Consider the following 23,400-nt stretch of genomic DNA (forward strand, 5'->3'; position numbering starts at 1 on the left):
TCATCCGTCCTTGAGGGTCAGTTGGATGGCGGCGGCGAGCTGGTCCCGGCCGGGCTGCACGGCCCGGTCCAGGGCCGGCGCGAACGGCAGCACGGCGCCGTCGGGCCGGGTGACGCGGCGGGGTGGCGTGGCCAGCCGGACCCGCTCGACCACGGTCGCGATGATCTCCCCGGCGATGCCGCAGGACCGGTTGCCGTCGTCGACGACGACAAGACGCCCGGTACGGGTCACCGAGTCGACCAGCCCGTCCCAGTCGAACGGGTACAGCGTGCGGGGGTCGAAGACCTCCACCGACGCCTGGTCGGCCAGCTCGTCGGCGACCGCGAGCGCGTCGTGCACCAGGTGCCCGACGGCGACCACTGTGACGTCGTCGCCCGGCCGCCGGACCACGCCCCGGCCCAGCGGCACCGGCGCGAGGTCGGTGACGTCCGCCCGCAGGTCGAGCGCGCCGGCCGGGGCGAAGACCACCACCGGGTCGTCGCATCGGATCGCGGAGACCAGCAGCCCGTACGCGTCGGCCGGGGTGGCCGGCACCACGGTGGTCACCCCGACGTGCGCGAACAACGCGTACGGGTGGTCGGAGTGCTGCCCGGCCCAGCCGGTGCGGGAGCCGGAGCCGGGCACCAGGTAGGTGACCGGAACCGCGCACTGGCCGCCGGTCATCAGCGGAAACTTGTGCGCGTGGTTGACGATCTGCTCGAAGACCAGGAACAGCAGCGACGGGATCTGGAACTCCACCACCGGGCGGGCCCCGGCCAGCGCCGCGCCGGTGGCGAAGCTGGTGAACGCCTGCTCGGACAGCGGGGTGTCGCGGACCCGGTCCGGGCCGAACCTCTTCAGCAGGCCGGTGGTGACGTTGGCGGCGGCCACCCGGATGTCCTCGCCGAGCACGACCACCGACTCGTCGCGGGTCATCTCGTCGGCGAGCGCCCGGGTGAGCGCCCTGCGGTAGGAGAGCCGGGGCATCAGCCACCTCCGGTCCGGGCGGTCAGCCCGCTGGCGTACAGGTGGTCCAGGGCGGTCGCCGGGTCAGGGTGCGGCCCGGCCAGCGCGAAGTCGACGGCCGCGTCGAGGACCGCCTCGACGGCGGCGTTCACCTCGGCGCGTACCGCCGGGGGCAGCCGGGCGCCCTGGATGTCGACCGGGTCCCGGGAGCGCCCGGCCGCCACCTCCTCGGGCGGGCGGTAGTCGAGGCGTACCCGGTGTTCGAAGGTGTGGTGGGCGTCGAACCGGTGGGTGTGCGCCTCGACCAGCTCGGGGCCGCCGCCGGCGCGCATCCGCGCGACGGCGGCGGCGGTGACCTCGCGTACCGCCTCCGGGTCCTGGCCGTCGACGGCGGCCGCCGGCATGCCGAACGCGGCGGCCCGCCCGGCGATCGTGCCGGCGACCGCCCCGGCGACCGGCATGGTGGTGGCCCAGCCGTTGTTCTCGCAGACGAACAGCACCGGTACCCGCCAGAGCGCGGCCAGGTTGAACGCCTCCAGCAGCATCCCCTCGTTGACCGCGCCGTCGCCGAAGAACGTCACGCCGACCACGTCGGCGCCGCGCCGCCGGCGCTCCCACACCGCGCCGGTGAGGATCGCGCCGGCGGCACCGACGATGGCGTTGGCGCCGAGCACCCCGACGCCGAAGTCCGCGGCGTGCATCGACCCGCCCCGGCCCCGGTTGAGCCCGGTGACCCGGCCGCACAGCTCGGCCAGCATCCGGGCCGGGTCGGCGCCCTTGGCCAGCACGTGCCCGTGCCCGCGGTGGGTGCCGGTGACCAGGTCGTCGGCGGCCAGCGCCGCGCAGACCCCGGCGGCCACCCCCTCCTGACCCAGGTACGGGTGGATGCCGCCGACGATCTCCCCGGAGTCGACCAGCTCGATCGCCCGCTCCTCGAAGCGGCGGATCAGCCGGACCGTCCGGTAGAGCCGGACCGGGTCGGAGTCGGTCACGCCGGACGGCCCTCCTTGATCGCGGCGAGGATGTCGTCCCAGAGCCGGGCGCGGGCGGCCAGCGCGGCGTTCACCGTGTCCGCGCACTCCTGCCACTTCGTGTCGTCGTCGCCGCACAGGTCGGCGAGCATCTGCATGGCCATCGGGGTGTGCTGTTCGCCGTCGACCTCGATGTGCCGCTCCAGGTAGTCGACGAACGTGTTCAGCCGGTTGCTGCGCTCGTTGACGGCGACGACCTGGGTGAACATCTCCGGGATGAGGTCCTCCCGGCCGAACGCGAACGCGGCCGCCTGGCAGTGCACCGGGGTGGTCTCGATGATCCGCCAGGTGGTGCCGGCGAACGCCGCCGAGGGCGCGGGCACGCCGGCCGCGCCGAGCGCCTCGGTCACCGGCCGGCCGGCCCGCAGCAGGTCGACCAGCTTCTCCACCGCCGTGGTGTCCGCACCGGCCTCGGTCATGCCCCGGACGTACAGCTCGAAGTGGCTGATGTAGCCCTCGCCCAGCTCGTCGCTCTCCTCGACCATGACGATGTCGTTGATCAGGCGGCGGCTGCCGGTCGGGCCGGTGGGGATCCACGGCACGGTGACGCAGGTGAGCTGGCGCTGCAACGACTTCAGCAGGGACATGAAGTCCCAGACCGCGAAGACGTGGTGCTCCATGAACGTGACGAGCGCGTCGTGGGTGTCCAGGTTGGCGTAGAGCGGGTGCTTGACCACCACGTCGCGGCGCTCGGTCACCGCCCGCTCCAGCCGCTCGATGCCCGGGTGCGTCTTCCCCCAGTCGTACCGTGACATTGTCAGCCTCCCTGCTGGGCGCGGTCGCGCCAGATGACCGGGCAGTAATCGGGGTCCGCGTAGTCCGGCCGCCCCTCGTGGGTGCGGCGGACCAGCACGTCGTGGTTGTACGCGGCGAGCGTGCCGTCGGAGAGCGGATACTCCCGCCAGGCGTTGTCGCCGTCCTGCAGGTGCAGCGAGATCGCCCGCCGGGGGCGTCCGCTGACGTTCGCGCCGCTGCCGTGATAGATGCGGCAGTGGTGGAAGCTCATGTGCCCCTTGGGGATCACCATCGGGATCTTGCGGATCTCGGCGCCGTTGTGGGCCGCGTTCTCAGCGAGCATCGTTTCGAGCTGGTCGCGGTCGCGGTCGGCGAAGTGCCGGACCACGGTGTCGTCGGCGCCGATCTCCCGCCAGCGGTGCGAGCCGTCGACCATGGTGATGGTGCCCATCTCCTCGCCGCAGTCGTGGAACGGGATGAACGCGGTGAGCATGTGCTCGGACGACGAGGACGCCCAATAGTGCTTGTCGAAGTGCCAGGGCACGATGTTCGACGGCTCGCCGGCGATCGGCGGCTTCCAGATCAGCGTGGACTGGAAGATCCGGATCTCGGCGGCCCGGGCCAGCCGGGCGGCGACCGCCCCGATCAGCGGCTTGCGCAGGATCCGGGCGATGCCGTCGTGCTCGTGGTGCACGTAGTCGTTGTGCCGCTGCACGTCGCCTTTGGCCGGCTCCCAGTAGGCGAGCTTAGGTGGGCGCGCCGGCAGCCGCCGGTCGCGCTCCCCGGCGTAGTAGCGGTCGGTGGCGGCGACGAGCTCGTCCACCTCGTCGTCGGTGAGCAGCTTCTTCGACAGGTACCAGCCGTGCTCGGCGTAGTGCCGGACGTCGTCGTCGGAGGGCAGCAGCGCCTCCTCCTCGGCGGTCAGCCCGGGATCGATGGTGGTCATGCGGTACCAACCCCTCCGGCCGCGGCGGCGGGGATCGCCCCCGCCGCGGTCAGCTCGCGTTCCTTGGCCTCGTAGAGCGCCTTGATGTTGCCGCTGCCGAAGGTGCGCGCCCCGCGCCGCTCGATGAGTTCGAGGAAGAGGGTGCGGCGCACGTGCATCGACTCGGTGAAGATCTGCAGGAGCTGCCCGTCGTGGTCGGAGTCGACCAGGATGCTCAGCTCCCGCAGCCGGTCCACCGGCGCGTCCAGCCGACCGACCCGTTGTTCCAGGTGGTCGTAGTAGGCGCCGGGCGTGCGGGCGAACCGCACCCCCCGGCCGGCGAGCGCGCCGACCGCGGTGACGATGTCGTCGGTGCGCAGCCCCAGGTGCTGCACCCCGGCGCCGGCGTGCCAGCGCAGGAAGTCCTCGATCTGCCCGGCCCGGGCGCCCGTGTCCGGCTCCAGCAGCACGAAGGTGACCTGCCCGGACGGGCTCTGCACCACCTTGGAGTTCATCGCCTGGCCGGCGACCTCGATGTGTTCGGTGAAGATCTCGGCGAAGCCGAACACCTTCTCGTAGTGCGCGACCGTCTCGTCGAGCTGCCCGGGTGGCACGCAGACCGCCAGGTGGTCGACCTCGGCCAGCAGCGCGTCGCCGTCCGGGGCGGCCACCGGCTCGATCGCGCCGGGCAGGAACACGTCGCGGTCGCCGCGCCGCTCGACGAGCCGGTGCAGCACGTCGCCGAAGCCGCCGACCTCGGCGAGCACCACCTCGGCGTCTCCGTCGGTGAAGGTCCGCGGCGGTGTCACCCCGGTCGCACCCCGGGCCACCAGCTCCGCGTACGCCCCGGCGGCGTCGTCGACGGCCAGCGCGACCACCGCGATGCCGTCGCCGTGCCGGTGCACGTAGGTGGCGGCCGGGTGCTCGGCGGACAGGCCGGTGGTCAGCAGCAGCCGGATGCCGGCCTGGGCCAGCAGCAGCGAACGCTGCCCGGCCAGCCCGGTCTCCGGTCCGCCCTGGCCGCGCAGCCGGAACCCGACCGCGGTGTCGAAGTAGAAGGCCGCCTGCCGGGCGTCCCCCACGTACAGTTCGAGATGGTCGATGCCGTTGATGTGCATGGACGGGTTTCCCCCTGTTCCCCCCGTGATCACGACCCGGGCGGACGCCCGGGATGGAGTACGGTCAGCCGGCGGCGACCGGGGTGGCGGCCCGGCGGGCCGGCTCCGGGAGCCGGCGCAGCAGCAGGCTGACGTTCTGGCCGCCGAACCCGAACGAGTTCGTCAGCGCGTGGTCGGTCCGGGTGGGCCGGGGCGCGGCGCGGACGTGGTCCGCCTCGCACTCCGGGTCCGGGTCGTCCAGGTGGTAGGTGGGCGGCAGCAGGCCGCGCCCGAGCGCCAGCGCGGTGACCGCGGCCTCCAGCACCCCGGAGGCGCCGAGCAGGTGCCCGGTGAGCGCCTTGGTGGAGCTGACCGGCACCGCGCCGACGCCGAACACCTCGGCCAGCGCGGTGGTCTCGGCGACGTCACCGCGTTTCGTGCCGGTGCCGTGGGCGTTGACGTAGCCGATGTCGTCCGGCCCGACACCGGCGCCGGCCAGCGCCCGGCGCATGCACGCCGCCGCGCCCGCGCCGTCGGGCCGGGGCGCGGTCGGGTGGTAGGCGTCGGTGTTCACCCCGTAACCGGCGACCTCGGCGTAGCCGGTCGCGCCCCGGGCGGCGGCGTGCCCGGCCCGTTCCAGCACCAGCAGCGCCGCGCCCTCGGCCAGCACGAACCCGTTGCGTCGCTTGTCGAACGGCCGGCTCGCCTCGGTGGGGTCGTCCCAGCCCCGGGCCAGCGCCCGGGCGTTGCCGAACGTGTCGGCGAACGTGCCGAACAGCGGCGCCTCGCTCGCCCCGCACACCACCACGTCGGCCTCGCCGGCGCGGATGAGGCGTACCCCGTCGGCGACGGCCTGGGCGCCGGAGGCGCAGGCCGTGCCCACCGCCGAGCTGTAGCCGCGGATGCCGTGCGCGATCGCGACGCGGGCCGAGGGCATGTTCGGCAGGATCCCGGTGAGCAGGTACGGGCTGACCGCCGCCCGGCCGCGCGCGGCCCGGGCCAGCACCTGGCTCTCCAGGGTGGACATCCCGCCGACGCCGCCGATGATCACCCCGATCCGGTCCGGGTCGACGTCGCGCCCCACCTCGATGCCGGCGTCGGCGAGCGCCTCGGCGGCGGTGAGCAGGGCGAGCAGCACGATCCGGTCGAGCACCCTGGTCTCCGGCCCGGACGCGACGGTGCGCGGGTCGATCTCCGGCAGCACCCCGGCGACCTCCAGGCTGTCCCGCGCCGGGTGCCCCTCGGGTGGGCGGCGCAGCCCGGAGCGGCCGGACAGGAGCGCGTCGAACGTCTCCTCGACGCCCCGCCCGGCCGGGGTGAACAGCCCCATGCCGGTGACGAGCGCGGTCACGACGGGGCCTCGGTCAGGTAGCGCTCGCGCAGCGCCACCTTGCGGACCTTGCCGGTGACGGTGACCGGGATGTCGTCGGCGCGGACCGGCACCACCCGGCGCAGCGTGGCGGCCACGTCCGGGCCGAGCGCGGCGCGGATGCGCGCGGTGCGGTCCGCGTCCGGGTCGGCCCCGGCGGCCAGTTCCAGCAGCACGTCGGTGGTGACCGTGCCGTCGTCCGCCTTGACGATCACCACGGTGCAGTCGGTGACGTCGGCGCAGGCGGCGAGGATCCGCTCCTCGGACAGCGCGGTGAAGAACCGTTTCCCGTCGCCCACCTCGACCGAGTCGACCGCCCGGTCCAGGTGGTAGTAGCGGCCGTCGTCGTCGGCGTACACGAGGTCGCCGGTGAGGTACCAGCCGCGCAGCCGGAACCGGTAGGTGGTGACCGAGTCGTTCCAGTAGCCGCGGAACAGCGACGGCGAGTCGATGCCCAGCCAGCCGACCTGGCCGGCGGGCAGTTCGTCGCCCTCGGCGTCGAGCACGGCCACCTTCGTGAACCGGTACGGCCGGCCGACGCAGCGCCCGTACCGGTTGGTGTCGATGGTGTGCGTGACGTGGAACATGGAGTGCCCCATCTCGCTGGAGCCGAGCCCGTCGATGAAGACCGAGCCGGGCACCCGGGTGACGCCGTCGCGGGTGACCACGTCCCGGGAGCCGACCGCGACCAGCCGGCGCACGTGCGGCTCGTGCGAGCAGTCGCCGGTGTTGAACCACAGCCGCACCGAGTCCAGGTCGTAGCCGGACAGGTCGAAGCGGGCCAGCTCGGCCCAGGTCACGGAGAACCCGAAGACGCCGTCGGGCCGCCAGCGTTGGATCGCGTCCAGCACCCGTTCGCCGCCCTGCTCGGAGAGCAGGTACATCTCCGCCCGGTTGCCCAGCGCCTGGTTGACCATGAGCACGGTGGCGGTGTGCGGGGCGGGCAGCGCGTTGAGGATCCGGCCGGTGCCCTGCGCCTGCGGCATGGACAGCAGGTGCCGGGTGGCGGCGAAGAGGCTGGCGTGCGAGTGCAGCACCGCCTTCGGCACGCCGGTGGTGCCGGAGGTGTGGGTGATGACGATCGGGTCGTCGGGGTGGTGACGGTAGTGCGCGGGCGCGGCGTCGGGGTCGCCGGCGCCCGCCCACGCCGGCTCGCCGAGCATCGGTGCGCCCAGGTCGTGGCCGGCCAGCGCGGTGGCCCGGTCGGCGTCGGCGAGCACCCCGGCGGCCCGCAGCCGGCGGATGTACTCGGCGGCGATCTCCGGGCGCAGCCTGCCGTTCATCAGCGCGGGGATCGCGCCGAGGCGGGTCAGCGCAAGGAACGACAGCACCATGTCGGCCGCCGTGCCGGCCCAGACCGCCACCGGGTCGCGTGGCTTCACCCCGCGCTCGTGCAGCCAGGCCGCCCGGGCGCCGACCATCCGGTCGAGCTGGCCCAGGGTCAGCGGGGTCTCGGCCGGGTGGCCGTCGATCTCGGTGTCGAACGTGAGCCCCGGGCCGTCCGGGTCGGCGCCGTGGGCCAGTACCCGGGCGAGCACGTTGCCCGCGCCCACCTCGGCGTCGGCCGCGAGCGCGCCGCGCAGTCCCTTCGTCCTCATTGACGTGTCTCCTCCCCCAGCAGCACCGCGGTCGCCTCGCCCGACGTGCCGTCCGGTGCCAGTTCGATCAGGATCAGCAACGCCTGCATGGCGTCGCCGTCGTGCAGCAGCAGGTCCGCCTCGGCCTCACCTTCGGCCCGTGGGTCCCCCGTGGGGCTCAGGCACACCACCGGCCCGTCCAGTCCCCGGCGCGCCGCGACGTGCCCGGCCACGCTGTTCGGCACCGACTGGAAGAAGAACAGCGGCCCGACCCGCCCACCGGCGGCCACCGTGGCGCGCACGTGCGCCGCGCCGGCGGAGTCCCCGCCGGCGCTGACCAGCACCACCGCCGTCCGGTTGCCCGGCGGCAGCGGTCCGTCCCCGTACCGCCGCGCGAGGCACCGCTCGGCCACCGCCACCACCAGCGGCGCGAACGGCGAGTGCACGAACCCCGGCACCCCCGCCGGCCCGGCACCCGCGTCCCCCGCCTCGGGCCACCGCGCCTCCGCGAGCACCGCGGTCATGAGGTGCTCACCAGGAGGGCCGTGTTGGCGCCGCCGAAGGCGGCGTTGAGGGTCAGGGCGTGCGCGGTACGCGCGGGGCGGGGTGCGTCGCGGATGACGTCCAGCGGGCACTGCGGGTCGCCGCCGAGCCAGCCGGCGGTGACCGGCAGCTTGCCGTGCCGCAGGGCCAGCACGGTGACCAGCAGTTCCAGCAGCCCGGACGCCTCCAGCGCGTGCCCGTGCACCGACTTGGTGGAGCTGACCGGCAGCCGTCCGGCGTCCGCGCCGAACACCCGGGTCAGCGCCGCCGCCTCGGACGCGTCGCTGAACGGGGTGCCGGTGGCGTTGGCGTTGACGTAGCCGACCGCATCCGGGGGCAGGCCGCCCCGGCGCAGCGCCGCCTCGACCGCGCGGGCCAGCCCGGTCCCGTCCGGATGCGGCTGGCACGGGTGGTACGCGTCCCCCGCCCGGCCCCACCCGGCCACCGTCGCGAGCGACTCGGCGTCCCGCCGGGCGGCGGCGCCGGCCGACTCCAGCACCACCGCGGCCACGCCGTCGCCCAGCAGCAGGCCCGTGCGGCCGGCGCTGAACGGCCGGACCGCACCGTCGGCGGCGAGCGCCCGGCCGGCGTCGAAGAGCGCGTACTGGTCGGGTTCGACCAGGTAGCCGGCCGCGACCACGACCCGGTCCAGGTCACCGCGGCGGATCAGCGTGGCCGCGTCGGCGACCGCGGTGCTGGCCGAGACGCAGGCGGTGGTGTAGACCCGGGTGGACCCGCCGAGCCCGCAGCGGGCGGCCAGGTGACCGGCGAGCGCCGGCACCGTCGGCTCGTCCCGCCCCCGGGGTACGGGCAGCGAGTGCGGCCCGCCGTGGGTGGCCAGGAACAGGGCGGACCCGGCCCGGTCGGCCCGGCCCAGCCCGGCGGACCGGGCGGCGGCGTCGATCGCGTCGGTGAGTTCGGCGGCGAGCGTGCCGACCTCCGGCAGGGTGGCCGCCACGGTGACCCGGCGGCCGGTGGTGTCGAAGCGGCGCACCGGCCCGAACGCCGGGGTGCCGGCGAGCACCCCGGACAGCAGCGCGTCGGCGCCCCTGCCGAGGGCGCTGAGCGCGTGCGTGCCGGTGATCCGTACGGTCGCCCGCTCAGCCATCTGCGGGAGCGGTCAGCGAGCTGCGGAACACGGCCAACGCGTCGTCGACGGTGCGGATGCCGGCGAGCTGGTCGTCGCTCAGCTCCAGCCGGCGGTCGTAGCGCTGCTCGACGAGGTGGACCAGCCAGGCCAGCTCCATCGAGCCGATCCGGTCGGGCACCCGGTCGACGGGTTTCGCGGTCAGTTCGGCGAGCATGCTCACCAGGTCAGCTCGCCCCAGGTCGGGCCGACCGGACATCAGGAGTCGTCGCCGTCGGCGGCCGCGCGGTCGGCGACCATGGTGGTGAACTCACCGACCGTCATCAGGGCCAGCTTCTCCGACTCGTCGTCGGCGAACTTCAGGCCGTAGCGGTCCTCCACGCGGACCGCGAGGTCGGCCAGGGCCAGCGACTCCAGGTCGACGCCGGAGGGGCCCAGGGTGGTGTCGTCGTCGAGGTCGTCGACGTCGTAGTTCATGTCGGCCAGCTGCTCGATGACGAAGGTGCGGACCTCGTCGCGCATGGGGTTAACCTCTTTCCGTGAACCAGCTACCGGTGCCCGGTCGGGACACCGTGTACGTGTGGACCAGCCGTGCCACCGGCGACCAGCGAGAGCTGACGCGGCGGCTGCTCAGGCGCGCGGGTGGCGCGTTGCTCGGCCGGCCCGAGGCGGGGATCGGGGTGGACCGGGGGCCCGGCGGGCGCCCGGAGGTGCGCGCCGACGACGGGCGGACGCTGCCGGTCAGCGTCAGTTACGTCGACGGGGTGGTCGTGGTGGCCGCCCGGGCGGGCGGCCCGGTCGGGGTGGACGTGGAACGGCGCCGTCCGCTGCCCGCCACGTCCCTGGCCCGCCGCTGGTACTCCCCGGACGAGGCGGACTGGCTGGCGGCCCGCGACGAAACCGGGCGGGAGTTGGACTTCCTGCGCCTGTGGACGGCGAAGGAGGCGGTCGGCAAGGCGCTCGGTCGGGGGCTGCGCGACGGTGGGCTGCGCCGCCGGATGCCGGCGCCGCGCGGCGGCGGCGAGCTGTGGCCGGTCCCCGGGCGTCCGGACGCGCGCGTCGGTCATCCCGCCGGTGGGGACGATCTGGTGCTCGCGGTCGCGGTGCTCGGCGCCGCCGGGCCGGTCGGGGTCGTGCTCGCCTAGCGGGCCGGTCACGAGGCCGCCTCCCGCAGGGCCGGCACCGCGCGGACCAGCTTTCCGGTGGTGGTGCGGGGCAGTTGTGCGAGCAGGTGCAGCGTGCGGGGCCGCTTGAACCCGGCCAGCCGCTCGGCGAGCAGGATGTCCAGCGTCTCCTCGGTGGGTGTGCCGTCGGTCTGCACGTAGGCGCTGATCCCGTCGTCCCAGACCACCACGGCGGCGGTGACGCCGGGTAGCCCGGCCACGGTGGCCTCCACCTCGGTGAGGTCGACCTTCAGGCCGCCGACCGACACCTGCGAGTCGAGCCGCCCCCGCACGGTGACCAGCCCGGTCCCGGGGTCGACCGCGCCGGCGTCGCGGGTGTGCAGCCAGCCGTCGGCCCAGCGGGTCGGGTCGGCGAGCCCCACGTACGGGTTCGCCGGGCAGCTGACCCACAGCTCGCCGTCGAGTTCCCGCACCTCGATGCCGGGGGCGGGGGCGACGGCGGGACGGTGCGCGCCGTACAGGTCGGTGCCGATGACCCCGACCTCGGTCATCCCGTACATGTTGCCCAGCGGGACGCCGTAGCGGTCGGTGAAGGCCCGGGCGACCGCGGCCGGGACCAGTTCGCCGCCGGTGGTCATGCGCCGCAGCTGCGGCAGCGGGCCGGTGGGCACGGTGGAGGCGAGCAGTCCGATGTGGAACGGCACGCCGAGCACGGTGGCCGGGGTGTCCTGGGCGGCGACCGCGGCGAGGATCGCGTCGCCGCCGAGCCGCTCCGGCGGGCACAGCTCGACCCCGGCGTGCAGGCCGTAGAGCAGGCCACCGACCAGGCCGAGCACGTGCACCATGGACGGCAGCAGGACGATCCGTTCGCCGGGCAGCGCAACCCCGTCGATCCGGGTGTAGCGGCGCACCTCGGCGACCAGGTCGGCGGCGGTGCGGCCGATCACCTTGGACGGGCCGGTGGAGCCGGAGCTGAGCTGGATCACCGCGTGCGGGCTGCCGGCGGGACGGTCGGAGTAGGACGTGACGCCGGCGGTGACGTCGACGAAGACGCGCAGCGCGCCGCCGCCGGTGCGGACCGGCGCGACCACCACCTGCGGGGTGAGCCGGCGCAGGGCCCGGTCGACCTCGTGGTCGGTGAGCCGGTGGTCGAGCAGCACGGCCTGGCCGCCGGCGCGCCAGGTGGCCAGCAGGTGCGCCACGTACGCCAGGGAGGGCGGCAGGCGCAGCGCCGCGGCGCCGCCCGGGCGCAGCCCGGCCCCGGTCAGGCGGGCCTGCGCCTCGCCGACGAGGCGGCGCAGCGTGCCCTTGTCGACCGCCTCCGGCAGGCGGAGACACACGTCGGTGTCGCGGCCGGTGAACAGGATGTCGTCCACCCAGTCCACCGTCGTCGACGCGGGATCGTCCGCCACGGGATGTGCACTCACGACCGGCCACCGCCCAGTCTCGATGTGGACGGATCCGCCCACCGGGTACGTCTTTCGGGGTGCTGACGGAACCCTACGGCGGCCCTTCTCGGCATCGCCAGATGCAAATGGCTAGATCCAAAACAGCGCCTGGTGGATTGCCCAGGATCGATCGGACAGGCAGGATCGGACGCACGCCGGCAAGGTAGCCCGCCGGCCGCCCGACGCTGTGCTCCGCGCAGTGCGGAGCGGTCCGGCCGATGGCTACGCTCGGGGCATGTTCCGTGCGGCCCGGCCCGACGACTTCGCGCAGATCGTCCGCCTCTACCGGCAGTTGAACCCCGACGACCCGCACCTGACCGACGGCTCCGACGCGCGGGCCTTCGCGCGGATCCTGGCCACCGCGGGGCTGCACCTGTTCGTGCTCGACCTGGACGGGGCCGTCGTCGCCACCACGTACCTCAACGTGATCCCGAACATCAGCCGATCGGCGTCGCCCTACGGGGTCATCGAGAACGTCGTCGTCGACGAGTCTCGGCGCGGCACCGGTCTGGGCAAGCGGATCATGGCCGGCACGCTCCAGGCCGCCTGGGACGCCGGTTGTTACAAGGCGATGCTCATGACCGGGTCACGCCGGCCGGCGACCCACGCCTTCTACCGGGCCTGCGGGTTCTCCGGCGACGCCAAGACGGCCTACCTGGCTGCGCGGCCGTCGTGACCCGGCACACCGGGCCGACCTGCCCGGTCAGCCCTCCCCGGTCGGTGGGGGCGCGGCGCCGCGCAGCACCAGCGCGCTGTTGAACCCGTCGAAGCCGCGCGCGCCGACCAGCGCGATCCGGCTGCGCGGCCGGCGGGGCTCGCGCAGGAAGGTCAGCTCGCACCCGGGGGCGGGGTCGTCCGGGCCGGCGGAGACGGGCAGCACGCCTCGCTGGAACGCCAGCAGCGCGGTGGCCGCGTCCAGCGCCGACCCGCCCTGGTGGGCCCGGCCGGTCAACGGCTTCTGCGTGGTCACCGGCGGGGTCCGGTCGCCGAACACGGCCCGCAGCGCGCTCGCCTCGGCCCGGTCGTACGCCGGCACACCGAGCGCGTCCGGCCAGATCACGTCCACGTCGTGCGGACGGACCGCGGCCCGGTCCAGGGCCAGGCGCAGCGCCCGGGCGTAGTGGGTCGGGTCGGGTTCGGCCGCCGGGTCGGTGGGGGCGGCGTCGTGGGTGGCCGCCCAGCCGGTGATCTCCCCGTAGATCCGCGCGCCCCGACCGAGCGCGTGCCCCAACTCCTCCACCACGAACACCGCGCCGCCCTCGGCCGGCACGTACCCGCTGGCCGCGGTGTCGAACGGGCGGTACGCCCGCTCCGGGTCGGCGACGTCGCTGAGCAGGCCGGAGCGCAGTTGGCAGGCGAGCGCGTACGGGCTCAGCGGGCACTCGGTCGCCCCGGCGACGACCACCGGCGTGCCCCGGCGGATGGTGCGGACCGCGTGCGCCAGGCTGTCCAGCCCACCGGCCGACTCGGACACGGTGACCCCGGACGGGCCCTTGAACTGGTGCCGGATCGACAGCTGCCCGACGCTGGCCGCGTAGAACCAGGCGATCGACTGGTACGCCCCGACGGTGCGGGTCGGGCCGCCCCAGAGCCGTTGCAGCTCCCGCTGCCCGAACAGGTTCCCGCCGGACGAACTGGCCAGCGTGACCGCCCAGCCGTACGGGTCGGGTGACACCTCGGGCAGGCCGGCGTCGGCCAGCGCCAGCCGGGTGGCGGCGAAGCCGAGATGGGTCCAGCGGTCGGTCTGCACCCGCTGCCGGGGGTCGGTGAACCCGGCCGGGTCGAAGTCGGCCACCTCGCCGGCCACCCGGGTCGGGTAGCGCGCCGGGTCGAACAGCGTGATCGGGCCGGTGCGCCGGGTGCCGGCCAGCACGGTGGCCCAGTGCGCGTCCGTGCCGACACCGCTGGGGGCGACCACGCCGATGCCGGTCACCACCGCCCGCGCCGTCACGGTGCCGTCCTTGTTCGCGACTGCGGGGCTCGCAACACCGGCTCACTCCTCGCGCTCACGGTGCTTTCCTTGTTCGCGACTGCGGGGCTCGCAACACCGGCTCACTCCTCGCGCTCACGGTGCTTTCCTTGTTCGCGACTGCGGGGCTCGCAACACCGGCTCACTCCTCGCGCTCACGATGGCGTCACCGCCATCCGGCGGAACACCATCGCGGACTGGAAGCCGCCGAAGCCGCTGCCCACCGACAACGCCACGTCCACCGGCACCTCCCGGGCCTCGTTCGGCACGTAGTCCAGGTCGCACTCCGGGTCGCGGGTGGCCCAGTTGGCGGTCGGCGGAACCACGCCGTACTCGATGGCCAGCGCACAGGCGGCCATCTCGATCGAGCCGATCGCGCCGAGCGAGTGGCCGACCATCGACTTGATCGAGCTGATCGGCACCCGGTACGCGGCCGGGCCGAGCGCCCGCTTGAACGCGGCCGTCTCGTGCCGGTCGTTCTGCCGGGTGCCGGAGCCGTGCGCGCTGACGTACGACACGGCCGAGGGGGCGAGCCGGGCCTGGCGCAGCGCGTCGGTGATGGCCACCGCCATCTCGGCGCCGTCCGGACGCAGTCCGGTCATGTGGAAACCGTTGCTGCGGCTGGCGTAGCCGGCGACCTCGCAGTAGACGTGCGCGCCGCGGCGGCGGGCGTGCTCGGCCTCCTCCAGCACCAGCACCGCCGCGCCCTCGGCGAGGACGAACCCGTGCCGGTCGGCGTCGAACGGCCGGGACGCGTGCTCCGGGTCGTCGTTGTCCGGGCTGGTCGCGCCGATCGCGTCGAACGAGGCGACGGTGACCGGGGAGATCGGCGAGTCGGCGGCCCCGGCGAGCACCACGTCGGCCTCGCCGTCGGCGACGAGCTGGTGGGCGTACCCGATCGCGTCGATGCCCGAGGTGCAGCCGGTGGAGACCACCTGGGCCGGGCCGTGCAGCCCGTGCCGGCAGGCCACGTCGGCGGCCAGGCTGCTGGGCACCAGCGCCTGGTAGAGGTACGGCCCGCCGAGGGCGTGGTCGACCAGCCAGTGCCGGCCGGAGTCGCTGACCCGGACGTACTCCTGCTCCAGGGCCATGGTGCCGCCGACGGCGGTGCCGAGCACCACGCCGGCCCGCTCCCGCCCGGCGTCGGTGAGCGTCAGCCCGCTGTCCGCGAGCGCCTCGGCGGAGCAGGCGAGCGCGAACTGCACGTACCGGTCGGCGCGCTGCCGTTCGGCCAGCGTGATCCCGGCGGCGTCCGGGTCGAAGTCGCACTCGGCGGCGATCTGCGAGCGGAACGGCGACGGGTCGAAGAAGCTGATCCGCCGGGTGGCGGTCCGCCCCTCGGTGATGGTCTTCCAGAAGCGGTCCCGGGTGGCGCCGCCGGGCGCGACCACGCCGACGCCGGTGACCACGGTGCGCCGGCCGGTCACGACGGCTCCCGCGGCGGTGGGGCGGCGCTCTCGGTGTCGACGTGGCCGAGTTCCGGTCGGGGCGCGAGCGGCCCCAGGTGGAAGACCACCTCGGCGGGCTCGTCGCCGGTGTTGCGCAGCCGGTGCCGCACGTACTTCGGCACGTAGAGCGCCTCCCCGGCGGCCAGCGGCACCTCGACGTCGTCCAGGTCGACGGTGATCGCGCCGCGCGCCACGTAGAGGAACTCCTCGCTGTACGGGTGGTAGTGCTCGGCGATCCGCTCCCCCGGCGCGAGCGCGGCCACGCCCATGAAGCCGGAGGTGCTGCCGACGGTCTTCGGGCCGAGCAGCACCCGCAGCTCCCCGCCGCGACGGCGGTCGGCGGACACGTCGTGGACGGAGACCCGGGCGGTGGTGATGTCGGTCATCGCGCGCCTCCCGCGTGCGCCCGCTCGATCCGCTCCTTGATCACGGCGAGCTGGACCTTGCTGTTGGTGTTGATCCGTGCGGTCATGCCGGCGTTGTCGAGCGGCGCGGTGGGCTTCATCGCGAAGTCCTGCACCCAGGTCATCCGGGTGCCGCCGTCGACCTCCTCGTACCGCCAGTGGATGCGCATGTACTCGAACGGTCCGGTCTCGACGCGGCGGGCGTGCACCTGCCGGGTCGCCGGGTCGGCGGTGCGCTCGCTGACCCAGCTCCACGCCACGCCGTTGGCGTCGGGGTGCATGGTGAGCCGGAAGCGGACCGTGTCGCCGTCGGAGTGCAGGATCTCCACCAGCGCGTACTCGGTGAACAGCTCGGTCCACCGGGCCACGTCGTTGGTGATGTCCCAGACCTGCGGCAGCGGCGCGTCGATGTCGATCGCGTTCTCGGTGTGCCCGGGCGGGTCCGCCCTGCGGGCCACCAGGTCGGCGACGCCGGCGATGCTGAGCTGGCCGGCCTGTTCGGGGATCTTCACCCGCCACCGGTCGGCCACGACCGCGGAGAGTTCGAGCAGCGCCAGGGAGTCCATGCCCAGCTCCTCCAGGCTCGCGGCCGGGGTGCTGGCGGCGGCGTCGGGGTCCAGGCCGCAGTGCGTCACCAGGATGTCGGTGATCTCGCTGGCGAGCGGGCGGTCGGGGGCGACGGTCATCGGTTCCTCCAGGTGGTCGGGCCGGCGGCGGGCGCGGCGGGAACGGGGGTACGGCCGGCCGGGTCGGTCTCGGCGCGCGGGTCGGGCACCGCCGAGCGCAGCCTCGGTAGGGCGGCGTCGGCGTGGACGGCGCCGTCGGTCCGACCGACGGCCGGCGCGCTGTCGACGCCACCGGCGGCGTCGGCGCTCGCCACGGGCGCGGCCTCGTCGGCGCTCCCGGCGGGCACGACGTCGGCGGCGGCGTCAGCGGGCGGGGCGAGCAGGCGTTCGACCAGGCCGGTGGTGTGCCGGGCGGCCCGGAACGCGGGATCGCGCAGCACCCGTCGGGCGAACGGGATGGTGGTGCGCACCCCCGGCCCGGCCACGTCGAACTCGGCCAGCGCCCGGTCGAGCCGGTCCAGCGCGGCGTCCCGGTTCGGCGCCCAGACGGCCACCTTGGCCAGCAGCGAGTCGTAGTGCGGGCTGACCAGGTAGCCGACGTGGCCGTGCGTGTCGACCCGGGTGAACGGGCCGCCCGGCGGCCGGAACCGCTCCAGCCGCCCGGGTGCGGGCGCGAAGTCGTGGTCCGGGTCCTCCACGTTGACCCGGCACTCGATCGCCACCCCGTGCGGCCGCACGTCGGACTGTCGCAGGCGCAACGGCGTGCCGGCGGCCACGTGCAACTGTTCCTGGACCAGGTCGACGCCGGTGATCATCTCGGTCACCGGATGCTCCACCTGGATCCGACAGTTGATCTCCAGGAAGTGGGCCCGTTCCGCCTCGTCCACCAGGAACTCGACCGTGCCGGCGCCGGTGAAGCCGACCGACAGCGCGCCGCGCAGGGCGACCTCGGCGAGCGTGTCCAGGGTGGCCGGTCGCAGCGCGGGCGCGGGCGCCTCCTCGATGAGCTTCTGGTGCCGGCGCTGCACCGAGCAGTCCCGGGTGCCGAGGTGCACGCCGTTGCCGTGGGCGTCGCAGAGCACCTGCACCTCCACGTGCCGGGCGTCGGCGAGGTACCGCTCGACGTACACCCGGTCGTCGCCGAACGCGACCTGCGCGGCGGCGCGGGTGCGGGCGTACGCGCGGGGCAGCTCGGCGGCCGTGCGCACCACCGTCATCCCCCGTCCGCCCCCGCCGGCGGCGGCCTTGACGATCACCGGGTAGCCGACCTCGGCGGCCACCTCCTGGGCCTCGGCGGCGGTCGGCAGCGTCCGTACGCTGCCCGGCGGCAGCGGCAGGCCGGCGCCGCTCATCAACGCGCGGGCGGTGGACTTGTCGGCCAGCGCGGCCATCACCTGCGGCGGCGGGCCGATGAAGACCAGCCCGTTCTCGGCGCAGATCTCGGCGAAGTCGGCGTCCTCGGAGAGGAAGCCGTAGCCGGGGTGGACGGCCTGCGCGCCGGTCTGCCGGGCGGCCTCGACGATCGCGGCGGCGTTGAGATAGCTGCGCCGGCTGGCCGCCGGCCCGATCCGTACCGCCTCGTCTGCCAGTCGCACCGGCAGCGAGTCGGCGTCGGCGCTGGAGTGCACCACCACCGTCCGTACGCTCATCTCCCGGCAGGCGCGCAGCACCCGCAACGCGATCTCGCCGCGGTTGGCGATCAGCACCTTGTCGAACATCAGGCGTCCCGTCCGGTGATCGGGTCCAGGGCGATCAGCGGCTGGTCGTACTCGACGGGCTTGCCGTCTTCCACCAGCACCTCGGCCACCCGTCCGGCCTGGCCGGCGGTCACCTCGTTCATCAGTTTCATGGCCTCGACGATGCCGATCACCTGGCCCGGCCGGACCAGGTCGCCGACCGCGACGAACGGCATCGCCCCGGGCTCGGGGGCGCGGTAGAACGTGCCGACCACGGGGGCCCGTACCGTCGCCCGATCGGTGGTCGGCGCCGCCTGCGCGGCCGGTTGCCCGGGCGCAGCGGCGGGGTCGGCGCCCGTCCTGGGCGGCGGCACCGGATCGTGCCACTCGACCTCCAGCAGCGCCTCGCCGCTGCGCAGCCGCACCCGGCGCACCGGCCCGTCGAGGTCGGCGACCAGCTTGCGGGCCTGCCGGCGCAGCCCGTCCAACACCTGCTCGGGGCCGGCGTCGGCCATCACGCCACCTCCGCCCGGCCGCCGCTCGGCGGGACGGCCGCGGAGCGGGCCGCGCCGAAGCGCCGGAAGCGCTGCCGGCGGCGGCGGACCAGCGTGGCCGGCGGCACCGAGAGCAGCGGGGCGAGGTTCGCCGCGACCGCGCGGGCCAGCAGCTCGGCCGCGCCCACCGGGTCGCCGTGCGCGGCCGGGTACGGCTCCGGCACCAGCTCGTCGACCACTCCGAGGCGGCACAGGTCGGCGCCGGTGAGGCGCAGCGCCCGGGCGGCCTGCGGCGCGGCGGAGCTGTCCGGCCAGAGGATCGCGGCGCAGCCCTCCGGGCTGATCACCGAGTAGACGGCGTGCTCCAGCATGAGCACCCGGTCGGCGACCGCGAGCGCCAGCGCGCCGCCGCTGCCGCCCTCTCCGGTGACCACCGCGACCACCGGGGTGGGCAGGACGCTCAGCGCGAGGATGTTCTCCGCGATCGCCGCCGCCTGGCCCTGCTGCTCGGCGGTCACCCCCGGGTCCGCGCCCGGCGTGTCCACCAGCGTCACCACGGGCAGCCGCAGCCGGGCCGCCAGGCGCGCCAGCCGCAACGCCTTGCGGTGCCCGGCCGGGCTGGCCATCCCGAAGTTGCGCGCCACCAGCTCGGCGGTGGTGTGTCCCTTCTGGTGGCCGATCACCATCACCGACCGCCCGTCCAGGCGGGCGATGCCGCCGACGATCGCCGGGCAGTCCGCGCCGAGCCGGTCGCCGTGCAGCTCGACGAACCCGTCGAACGCGGTCTCCAGGTAGTCGAGGGTGGTCGGCCGGCCGGGGTGCCGGGCGACGCGTACCGTCTCCCAGGCGTCGCGGGGCGCCGAGGCGGCCGGACGCGGCGACGGTGCCGACGCCGGCCGGGGCGCCGGGGGGCGCCGGCCGGCGTCGGCGGCCGCGAGCAGCGCGGTCAGGCGTCCCCGCAAGGCGTGCCGGGGCACCACCAGGTCGACCTGGCCGTGGCGCAGCAGGTACTCGGCGGTCTGGAAGCCCTCGGGCAACGCGGCGCCAGTGACCTGGCGGATCACCCGGGGGCCGGCGAAGCCCAACCGGGCGCCGCTCTCGGCGAGCACGACGTCGGTGTTGGTGGCGAACGACGCGGCCACCCCGCCGTACGTGGGGTCGGTGACCACGCTGACCGTCAGCAGTCCCGCCTCGCGCAGCCCCGCGAGGGCCTGGCTGACCGTGGCCATCTGCATCAGCGACAGCGCGCCCTCCTGCATCCGCGCCCCGCCGGACGCGGTGACCAGCACCAGCGGGCAGCCGTCAGCCAGCGCCCGCTCGGCGGTGCGGGTGATCAGCTCGCCGACCGCGCAGCCGAGGCTGCCGCCGAGGAACCGGAAGTCCATCACCGCCAGCGCCACCGGGTGCCCGCCCAGCCGGGCGGTGCCGCAGAGCACCGCCTCGTCCAGGCCGGTGCCCGCGCGCGCCGCGCCGAGCCGGTGCGGGTACGGCACCGCGTCGACGAAGTCGATCGGGTCCACCCGTACCGCCCGGTCCGGCAGCGGGGTGAACGAGTCCGGGTCGACCAGCTGCGCCACCCGGTCCGGCGCGTCCAGCCGGGTGTGCGCGCCGCACTCCGGGCACACGTCCAGGTTGCGGCGCAGCCGCTTGCGGTAGAGCAGCGAGGCGCAGCCGTCGCACCGCGACCAGAGCTGCTCGTCCCGGGGCGCGGTGGTGGTCACGGCCGCCGCCCGGCGGCGTCGTACCGGTGGGCCTGGTGACCCGGGGCGTCGTAGCGGTAGAAGCAGCGCGCCATGGCGTCGCGCGGCGAGCGCCAGGTCGGCAGGTACGGCGAGATGTACGGCCGCAGCCGCTCGCTGATCCGGACGAACTCCGGATGCCCCCGCGCGTCCTCGACCGCGCCCTGCGCCGGCGACTCCGTCTCCAGCAGGTGGACGTAGAGGTCGTGCAGCCGGTAGAGGGAACGGTGCCGCACGCCGACCAGGCCGGGCAGTTCGGTCGCGTCGGACTCGGCGAAGATCTCGGCGACCCGGTCCTCGGCGGTGGGCACCACCTTGGCGACGATGAGCGAGCGGTCCATTCGCGGCCTCCCCTGCGTATGTCCCGGTGCGCGGCGAACCGGTCGCGCCGCACGGATGGCTCACGGTGCCGCCGGGGGCGTCACCCGGGCGTCAACCGGGCACGAGCAGAGCGGAAACATGGTGACGCTGCGTTGACGCAAACTGTGCGTGGCCTATGGGAAGATCGAGTTCCACTTCTCGTTGGCGACACTTTTTCGCAGATCACGGGCGACTTACGAGTCCGTTACGGACTGTCATCGATGTTGCGAGCCGTTGACTGAGAGTAACAGGCGTTGATATTCTTCGTCTCGGTCAGCCCGGCCGCGACGGACCTCTCCGGCCGAGGCGGAACGTTCCGACACCGGGGTCGCGGGCGAGCAGAGCCGGGCAACACACAGGACGGTCGGGACGAATGTTCCGGTGCAGGGGGGTGCGCCGTGTCCGGTGGTTCGAGGATGCCGACGGCGGGCGATCCCGCCCCCCGGGTGTCACTGCACCTGCTCGGCGGCTTCCAGCTGCTGCACGACGGCGTGCCCGTGGTGGTGCCCCGGGGCCTGCAACGGGTCATCGCCCTCATCGGGCTGCGCCCCGGCGCCACCCGCAGCCACCTCGCCGGGCTGCTCTGGCCCGAGACCTCCGAGGAACGGGCGCTCTCCTCCCTGCGGACCGCCCTGTGGCGGCTGCGCCAGGACCCGTGCTGCCCGCTGCGCACCGACGGCGACACCGTACGCCTCGGACCCACCGTCCACCTCGACGTGGACGAGCTGGTGGTGGCCGCCGCCCGGGTCCGCGACGGCGCGACCCCCCGGGGCGCCGCCGGCGCCGGCCGGCACGACCTGCTCCCCGGCTGGTACGACGACTGGGTCCTGCTGGAACGGGAACGGCTGCGCCAGCTCCGCCTGCACATGCTGGAGGAACTGGCCGGCAACCACCTCGCCGCCGGTCGCCACGGCGAGGCCCTGGAGGCCGCGCTGGAGGCGATGGCGGCCGAGCCGCTGCGGGAGACCCCGCACCGCCTGGTCGTCCGCATCCACCTGGCCGAGGGCAACGCGTTCGAGGCGGTGCACTCCTTCTACGTCTACCGGGACCTGCTCCTGCGCGAACTGCGCCTGGAACCCTCCCCGGCGATGACGGCCCTGCTGGACGACACCCTCGCCCCGATCCGCCGGGCCAGCCGGCCGGAACCGCCGCAACGGCGGGCCGACCGCGGCCGGCCCGCCGGCCCCGCCCGCCCGCAACGCGCCGCACCACCGCCATCAATACCCAGGGGTACGCCGTGACGGCGAGGTGACAGCCCGGCCGGCACGGTGGACACAGCAGCGGCGCGGCGAGAGGGGTCCCGATGAGTCGACTGTTGGTGGTCAGCCGGATCGTGCCCGGGTCGCAGGGCCGGGTGGCACAGATCTTCGCCGAGTCCGACGCGACCGAGCTGCCGCACCTCACCGGGATCCGGCACCGGTCCCTGTACTACCTGCACGACCTGTGCGTACACCTGATGGAGACCGGCGACGTCGCGCCCGACCTCGCCGCCGACCTGCGCGACCACCCGCTCTACGAACGCGTCAACGAGCGGCTCTCCGCGCACACCTCGCCGTACCTGCCGACCTGGCACTCCCCCCGCGACGCCGTGGCCGGCTGCTTCTACAGCTGGGACGCCGCCGACACCCCCACGCCCGACCGGATCCGCTGACCGGCCACGGGCGACGGACGGGACGTCCCGGGACCGCGCACGGCACCAGGTCCCGGGGCGCCCTCCCCCCATCGCCGACGGCACACGCTCGGTCATCCACCGACCACCGGCCGACACGGCCGATCCCACCGTCGACGCCCGACCCCCGGCCTGCCTGTCGCCCCGTGCGCGCGTGTGCGAAGCTGCCCCGAGTTTTCTCGTGACCGTCGTGCACGCACATAGAAGGAGGTAGGCCATGCCGTCGAGCTTCGGGCAGTGGCTGGTCGTGATCCTGGCCCTGCTCATCGGACTGGTCGTCGGCTGGGTGGTGAGCGGCCGTCGGGCCGGCGCCGGCAGCTCCGCGCCCACTGTGGACGCCGCCGCCACCCCGGCCCCCGAGGTGACCGCCGTCGTCGACGAGCCCCGTCCGGCCGCGGTGGTCGACGAGACGCCGGCTCCGGCCGCCGTGACCGACCAGCCCGCGCCCGCCACCACGGAGCCGGCCGCCGCCGCGGAGCCGGCCGCCGCCGAGCCCGTGACCGCCGCGGAGCCGGTGGAAGCCGCGGAGCCCGTGACCCCCGCCGCCGCGCCCGTGGCCGTCGACGAGCCGGTCGCCGCGCCGCAGCCGGACCGTGAGCCGGTCGGCGTCAGCGCCGAGCCGTCCCCGGTCACGCCCGAGCCGGTCGCGGAGTCCGCGCCCGTCGAGCCCGCGCCGGTGGGTGTCGACGCCGAACCCGCCACCACCGACCCGCGGTCGCCCGCCGTCACCGAGCCGGTCGGCGCCGAGCCGGAACCCGCCACCGTGGCCACCGTGGAGCCGGTGGCCGAACCGACCGGATCGGACACCGCGCCGGCGGTGGTGCCGGTGCCGCGGGCCTCGGCCGAGAACGATCTGTCGGACGGTGCGACGCCGGACGACTTCCGGCGTATCCAGGGCATCGGGCCGAAGCTGGCCACCGCGCTGCAGGACGCGGGCATCCGCACCTACCGCCAGCTCGCCGAGCTGGACGAGGCGGCGCTGCGGGAGACCGTGAAGGCCGCCGGCCTGCGGGCTGCGCCCGGGCTGGCCACCTGGCCGCAGCAGGCGAAGGTGCTCGCCGGCGCCCGCGCCGAGGCCGAGCAGATCCTGCCCGCGGGCGAGTAGTCCGCACCCGTACCGGGCCGGTGGTGACCGATGGTCGCCGCCGGCCCGACGTGTTCGCCCACGTCCCGCCGACCGGTCCCGTCCGGACG

Annotated in this window: 24 protein-coding genes and 1 pseudogene; 5 read left to right on the plus strand and 20 right to left on the minus strand. The window is 75.0% G+C overall.

Annotated elements, in window-relative coordinates; translation table 11 throughout:
• From O7600_RS05415 to O7600_RS05465, 11 genes are all read right to left on the minus strand, one after another.
• Positions 1–966, minus strand: a complete 966-nt coding sequence (locus tag O7600_RS05415) for a transketolase C-terminal domain-containing protein (protein ID WP_281592583.1) — start codon at positions 964–966, stop codon at positions 1–3.
• Positions 966–1,937 (minus strand): thiamine pyrophosphate-dependent dehydrogenase E1 component subunit alpha, encoded by a 972-nt coding sequence (locus O7600_RS05420; RefSeq protein ID WP_281592584.1) that lies wholly within the window; start codon positions 1,935–1,937, stop codon positions 966–968. Before O7600_RS05420 ends, O7600_RS05415 begins: the two co-directional genes overlap by 1 nt.
• On the minus strand, positions 1,934–2,731 hold the full coding sequence (locus tag O7600_RS05425) for a DUF3050 domain-containing protein (RefSeq protein WP_281592585.1): 798 nt from the start codon (positions 2,729–2,731) through the stop codon (positions 1,934–1,936). The genes O7600_RS05420 and O7600_RS05425 overlap by 4 nt, the downstream gene beginning before the upstream one ends.
• A 2-nt stretch (positions 2,732–2,733) precedes the next feature.
• Positions 2,734–3,657 carry a phytanoyl-CoA dioxygenase family protein gene (locus O7600_RS05430; protein ID WP_281592586.1) on the minus strand — a complete coding sequence of 308 codons (924 nt, stop codon included), beginning with the start codon at positions 3,655–3,657 and terminating at the stop codon, positions 2,734–2,736.
• Positions 3,654–4,754, minus strand: a complete 1,101-nt coding sequence (hppD, locus tag O7600_RS05435; RefSeq protein WP_281592587.1) for a 4-hydroxyphenylpyruvate dioxygenase — start codon at positions 4,752–4,754, stop codon at positions 3,654–3,656. The genes O7600_RS05430 and hppD overlap by 4 nt, the downstream gene beginning before the upstream one ends.
• A 64-nt stretch (positions 4,755–4,818) precedes the next feature.
• A complete protein-coding gene (locus O7600_RS05440; RefSeq protein WP_281592588.1) occupies positions 4,819–6,084 on the minus strand; it encodes a beta-ketoacyl-[acyl-carrier-protein] synthase family protein in 1,266 nt (421 codons plus the stop codon).
• The gene (locus tag O7600_RS05445; protein ID WP_281592589.1) at positions 6,081–7,700 is read right to left on the minus strand and encodes a class I adenylate-forming enzyme family protein; all 1,620 of its coding nucleotides are present in this window, start codon (positions 7,698–7,700) and stop codon (positions 6,081–6,083) included. The genes O7600_RS05440 and O7600_RS05445 overlap by 4 nt, the downstream gene beginning before the upstream one ends.
• Positions 7,697–8,203 (minus strand): beta-ketoacyl synthase chain length factor, encoded by a 507-nt coding sequence (locus O7600_RS05450; RefSeq protein WP_281592590.1) that lies wholly within the window; start codon positions 8,201–8,203, stop codon positions 7,697–7,699. Before O7600_RS05450 ends, O7600_RS05445 begins: the two co-directional genes overlap by 4 nt.
• The gene (locus O7600_RS05455; RefSeq protein WP_281592591.1) at positions 8,200–9,330 is read right to left on the minus strand and encodes a beta-ketoacyl synthase N-terminal-like domain-containing protein; all 1,131 of its coding nucleotides are present in this window, start codon (positions 9,328–9,330) and stop codon (positions 8,200–8,202) included. Before O7600_RS05455 ends, O7600_RS05450 begins: the two co-directional genes overlap by 4 nt.
• Positions 9,323–9,568 carry a hypothetical protein gene (locus O7600_RS05460; RefSeq protein ID WP_091574143.1) on the minus strand — a complete coding sequence of 82 codons (246 nt, stop codon included), beginning with the start codon at positions 9,566–9,568 and terminating at the stop codon, positions 9,323–9,325. The genes O7600_RS05455 and O7600_RS05460 overlap by 8 nt, the downstream gene beginning before the upstream one ends.
• Positions 9,568–9,831, minus strand: coding sequence for a phosphopantetheine-binding protein (locus O7600_RS05465; RefSeq protein ID WP_098744577.1), 264 nt, complete (start codon positions 9,829–9,831; stop codon positions 9,568–9,570). Before O7600_RS05465 ends, O7600_RS05460 begins: the two co-directional genes overlap by 1 nt.
• Positions 9,832–9,848: 17 nt before the next feature.
• Between O7600_RS05465 and O7600_RS05470 the strand changes: the two genes are divergently transcribed.
• A complete protein-coding gene (locus O7600_RS05470) occupies positions 9,849–10,454 on the plus strand; it encodes a 4'-phosphopantetheinyl transferase superfamily protein (protein WP_281592592.1) in 606 nt (201 codons plus the stop codon).
• An 8-nt stretch (positions 10,455–10,462) separates the two neighbouring features.
• On the opposite strand, the gene O7600_RS05475 is transcribed toward O7600_RS05470, so the two are convergent.
• Positions 10,463–11,860: a class I adenylate-forming enzyme family protein gene (locus O7600_RS05475; protein ID WP_281592593.1), complete on the minus strand. Its 1,398-nt coding sequence runs from the start codon at positions 11,858–11,860 to the stop codon at positions 10,463–10,465.
• A 256-nt stretch (positions 11,861–12,116) separates the two neighbouring features.
• On the opposite strand from O7600_RS05475, the gene O7600_RS05480 reads away from it, so the two are divergent.
• Positions 12,117–12,557 (plus strand): GNAT family N-acetyltransferase, encoded by a 441-nt coding sequence (locus O7600_RS05480; protein ID WP_281592594.1) that lies wholly within the window; start codon positions 12,117–12,119, stop codon positions 12,555–12,557.
• A gap of 27 nt (positions 12,558–12,584) precedes the next feature.
• Here the strand turns inward: O7600_RS05480 and O7600_RS05485 are convergent, their stop codons facing one another.
• The 8 genes and pseudogenes from O7600_RS05485 to O7600_RS05520 all read right to left on the minus strand — a co-directional run bounded on the left by O7600_RS05485 (position 12,585) and on the right by O7600_RS05520 (position 20,518).
• Positions 12,585–13,832, minus strand: coding sequence for a beta-ketoacyl synthase N-terminal-like domain-containing protein (locus O7600_RS05485; RefSeq protein ID WP_281592595.1), 1,248 nt, complete (start codon positions 13,830–13,832; stop codon positions 12,585–12,587).
• A gap of 173 nt (positions 13,833–14,005) precedes the next feature.
• Positions 14,006–15,277 (minus strand): beta-ketoacyl-[acyl-carrier-protein] synthase family protein, encoded by a 1,272-nt coding sequence (locus O7600_RS05490; protein ID WP_281592596.1) that lies wholly within the window; start codon positions 15,275–15,277, stop codon positions 14,006–14,008.
• Complete coding sequence (locus tag O7600_RS05495) at positions 15,274–15,684, minus strand: cupin domain-containing protein (protein WP_091574136.1); 411 nt, start codon at positions 15,682–15,684, stop codon at positions 15,274–15,276. Before O7600_RS05495 ends, O7600_RS05490 begins: the two co-directional genes overlap by 4 nt.
• Positions 15,681–16,388: an SRPBCC family protein gene (locus O7600_RS05500; protein ID WP_281592597.1), complete on the minus strand. Its 708-nt coding sequence runs from the start codon at positions 16,386–16,388 to the stop codon at positions 15,681–15,683. The genes O7600_RS05495 and O7600_RS05500 overlap by 4 nt, the downstream gene beginning before the upstream one ends.
• Positions 16,389–16,642: 254 nt before the next feature.
• Positions 16,643–17,986 (minus strand): annotated as a pseudogene (locus O7600_RS05505) (acetyl-CoA carboxylase biotin carboxylase subunit); the annotation flags it as partial.
• Positions 17,986–18,459: an acetyl-CoA carboxylase biotin carboxyl carrier protein gene (gene accB, locus O7600_RS05510; RefSeq protein WP_281592598.1), complete on the minus strand. Its 474-nt coding sequence runs from the start codon at positions 18,457–18,459 to the stop codon at positions 17,986–17,988. The gene accB and the pseudogene O7600_RS05505, both read right to left, overlap by 1 nt.
• Complete coding sequence (locus tag O7600_RS05515) at positions 18,459–20,159, minus strand: acetyl-CoA carboxylase carboxyltransferase subunit alpha (protein ID WP_281592599.1); 1,701 nt, start codon at positions 20,157–20,159, stop codon at positions 18,459–18,461. Before O7600_RS05515 ends, accB begins: the two co-directional genes overlap by 1 nt.
• Positions 20,156–20,518: a TcmI family type II polyketide cyclase gene (locus tag O7600_RS05520; protein ID WP_281592600.1), complete on the minus strand. Its 363-nt coding sequence runs from the start codon at positions 20,516–20,518 to the stop codon at positions 20,156–20,158. Before O7600_RS05520 ends, O7600_RS05515 begins: the two co-directional genes overlap by 4 nt.
• A gap of 417 nt (positions 20,519–20,935) precedes the next feature.
• Here O7600_RS05520 and O7600_RS05525 point away from each other — a divergent pair, with 417 nt between their 5' ends.
• From O7600_RS05525 to O7600_RS05535, 3 genes are all read left to right on the plus strand, one after another.
• Positions 20,936–21,778 carry a BTAD domain-containing putative transcriptional regulator gene (locus tag O7600_RS05525; RefSeq protein WP_091574130.1) on the plus strand — a complete coding sequence of 281 codons (843 nt, stop codon included), beginning with the start codon at positions 20,936–20,938 and terminating at the stop codon, positions 21,776–21,778.
• A gap of 62 nt (positions 21,779–21,840) precedes the next feature.
• Positions 21,841–22,188, plus strand: a complete 348-nt coding sequence (locus O7600_RS05530; protein WP_099160712.1) for a TcmI family type II polyketide cyclase — start codon at positions 21,841–21,843, stop codon at positions 22,186–22,188.
• 235 nt (positions 22,189–22,423) lie between these two features.
• On the plus strand, positions 22,424–23,311 hold the full coding sequence (locus tag O7600_RS05535) for a helix-hairpin-helix domain-containing protein (RefSeq protein ID WP_281592601.1): 888 nt from the start codon (positions 22,424–22,426) through the stop codon (positions 23,309–23,311).
• Positions 23,312–23,400 lie beyond the last annotated feature (89 nt).

The sequence above is a fragment of the Micromonospora sp. WMMA1998 genome, from assembly GCF_027497375.1.
In the GTDB taxonomy this organism is placed as follows: domain Bacteria; phylum Actinomycetota; class Actinomycetes; order Mycobacteriales; family Micromonosporaceae; genus Micromonospora; species Micromonospora sediminicola.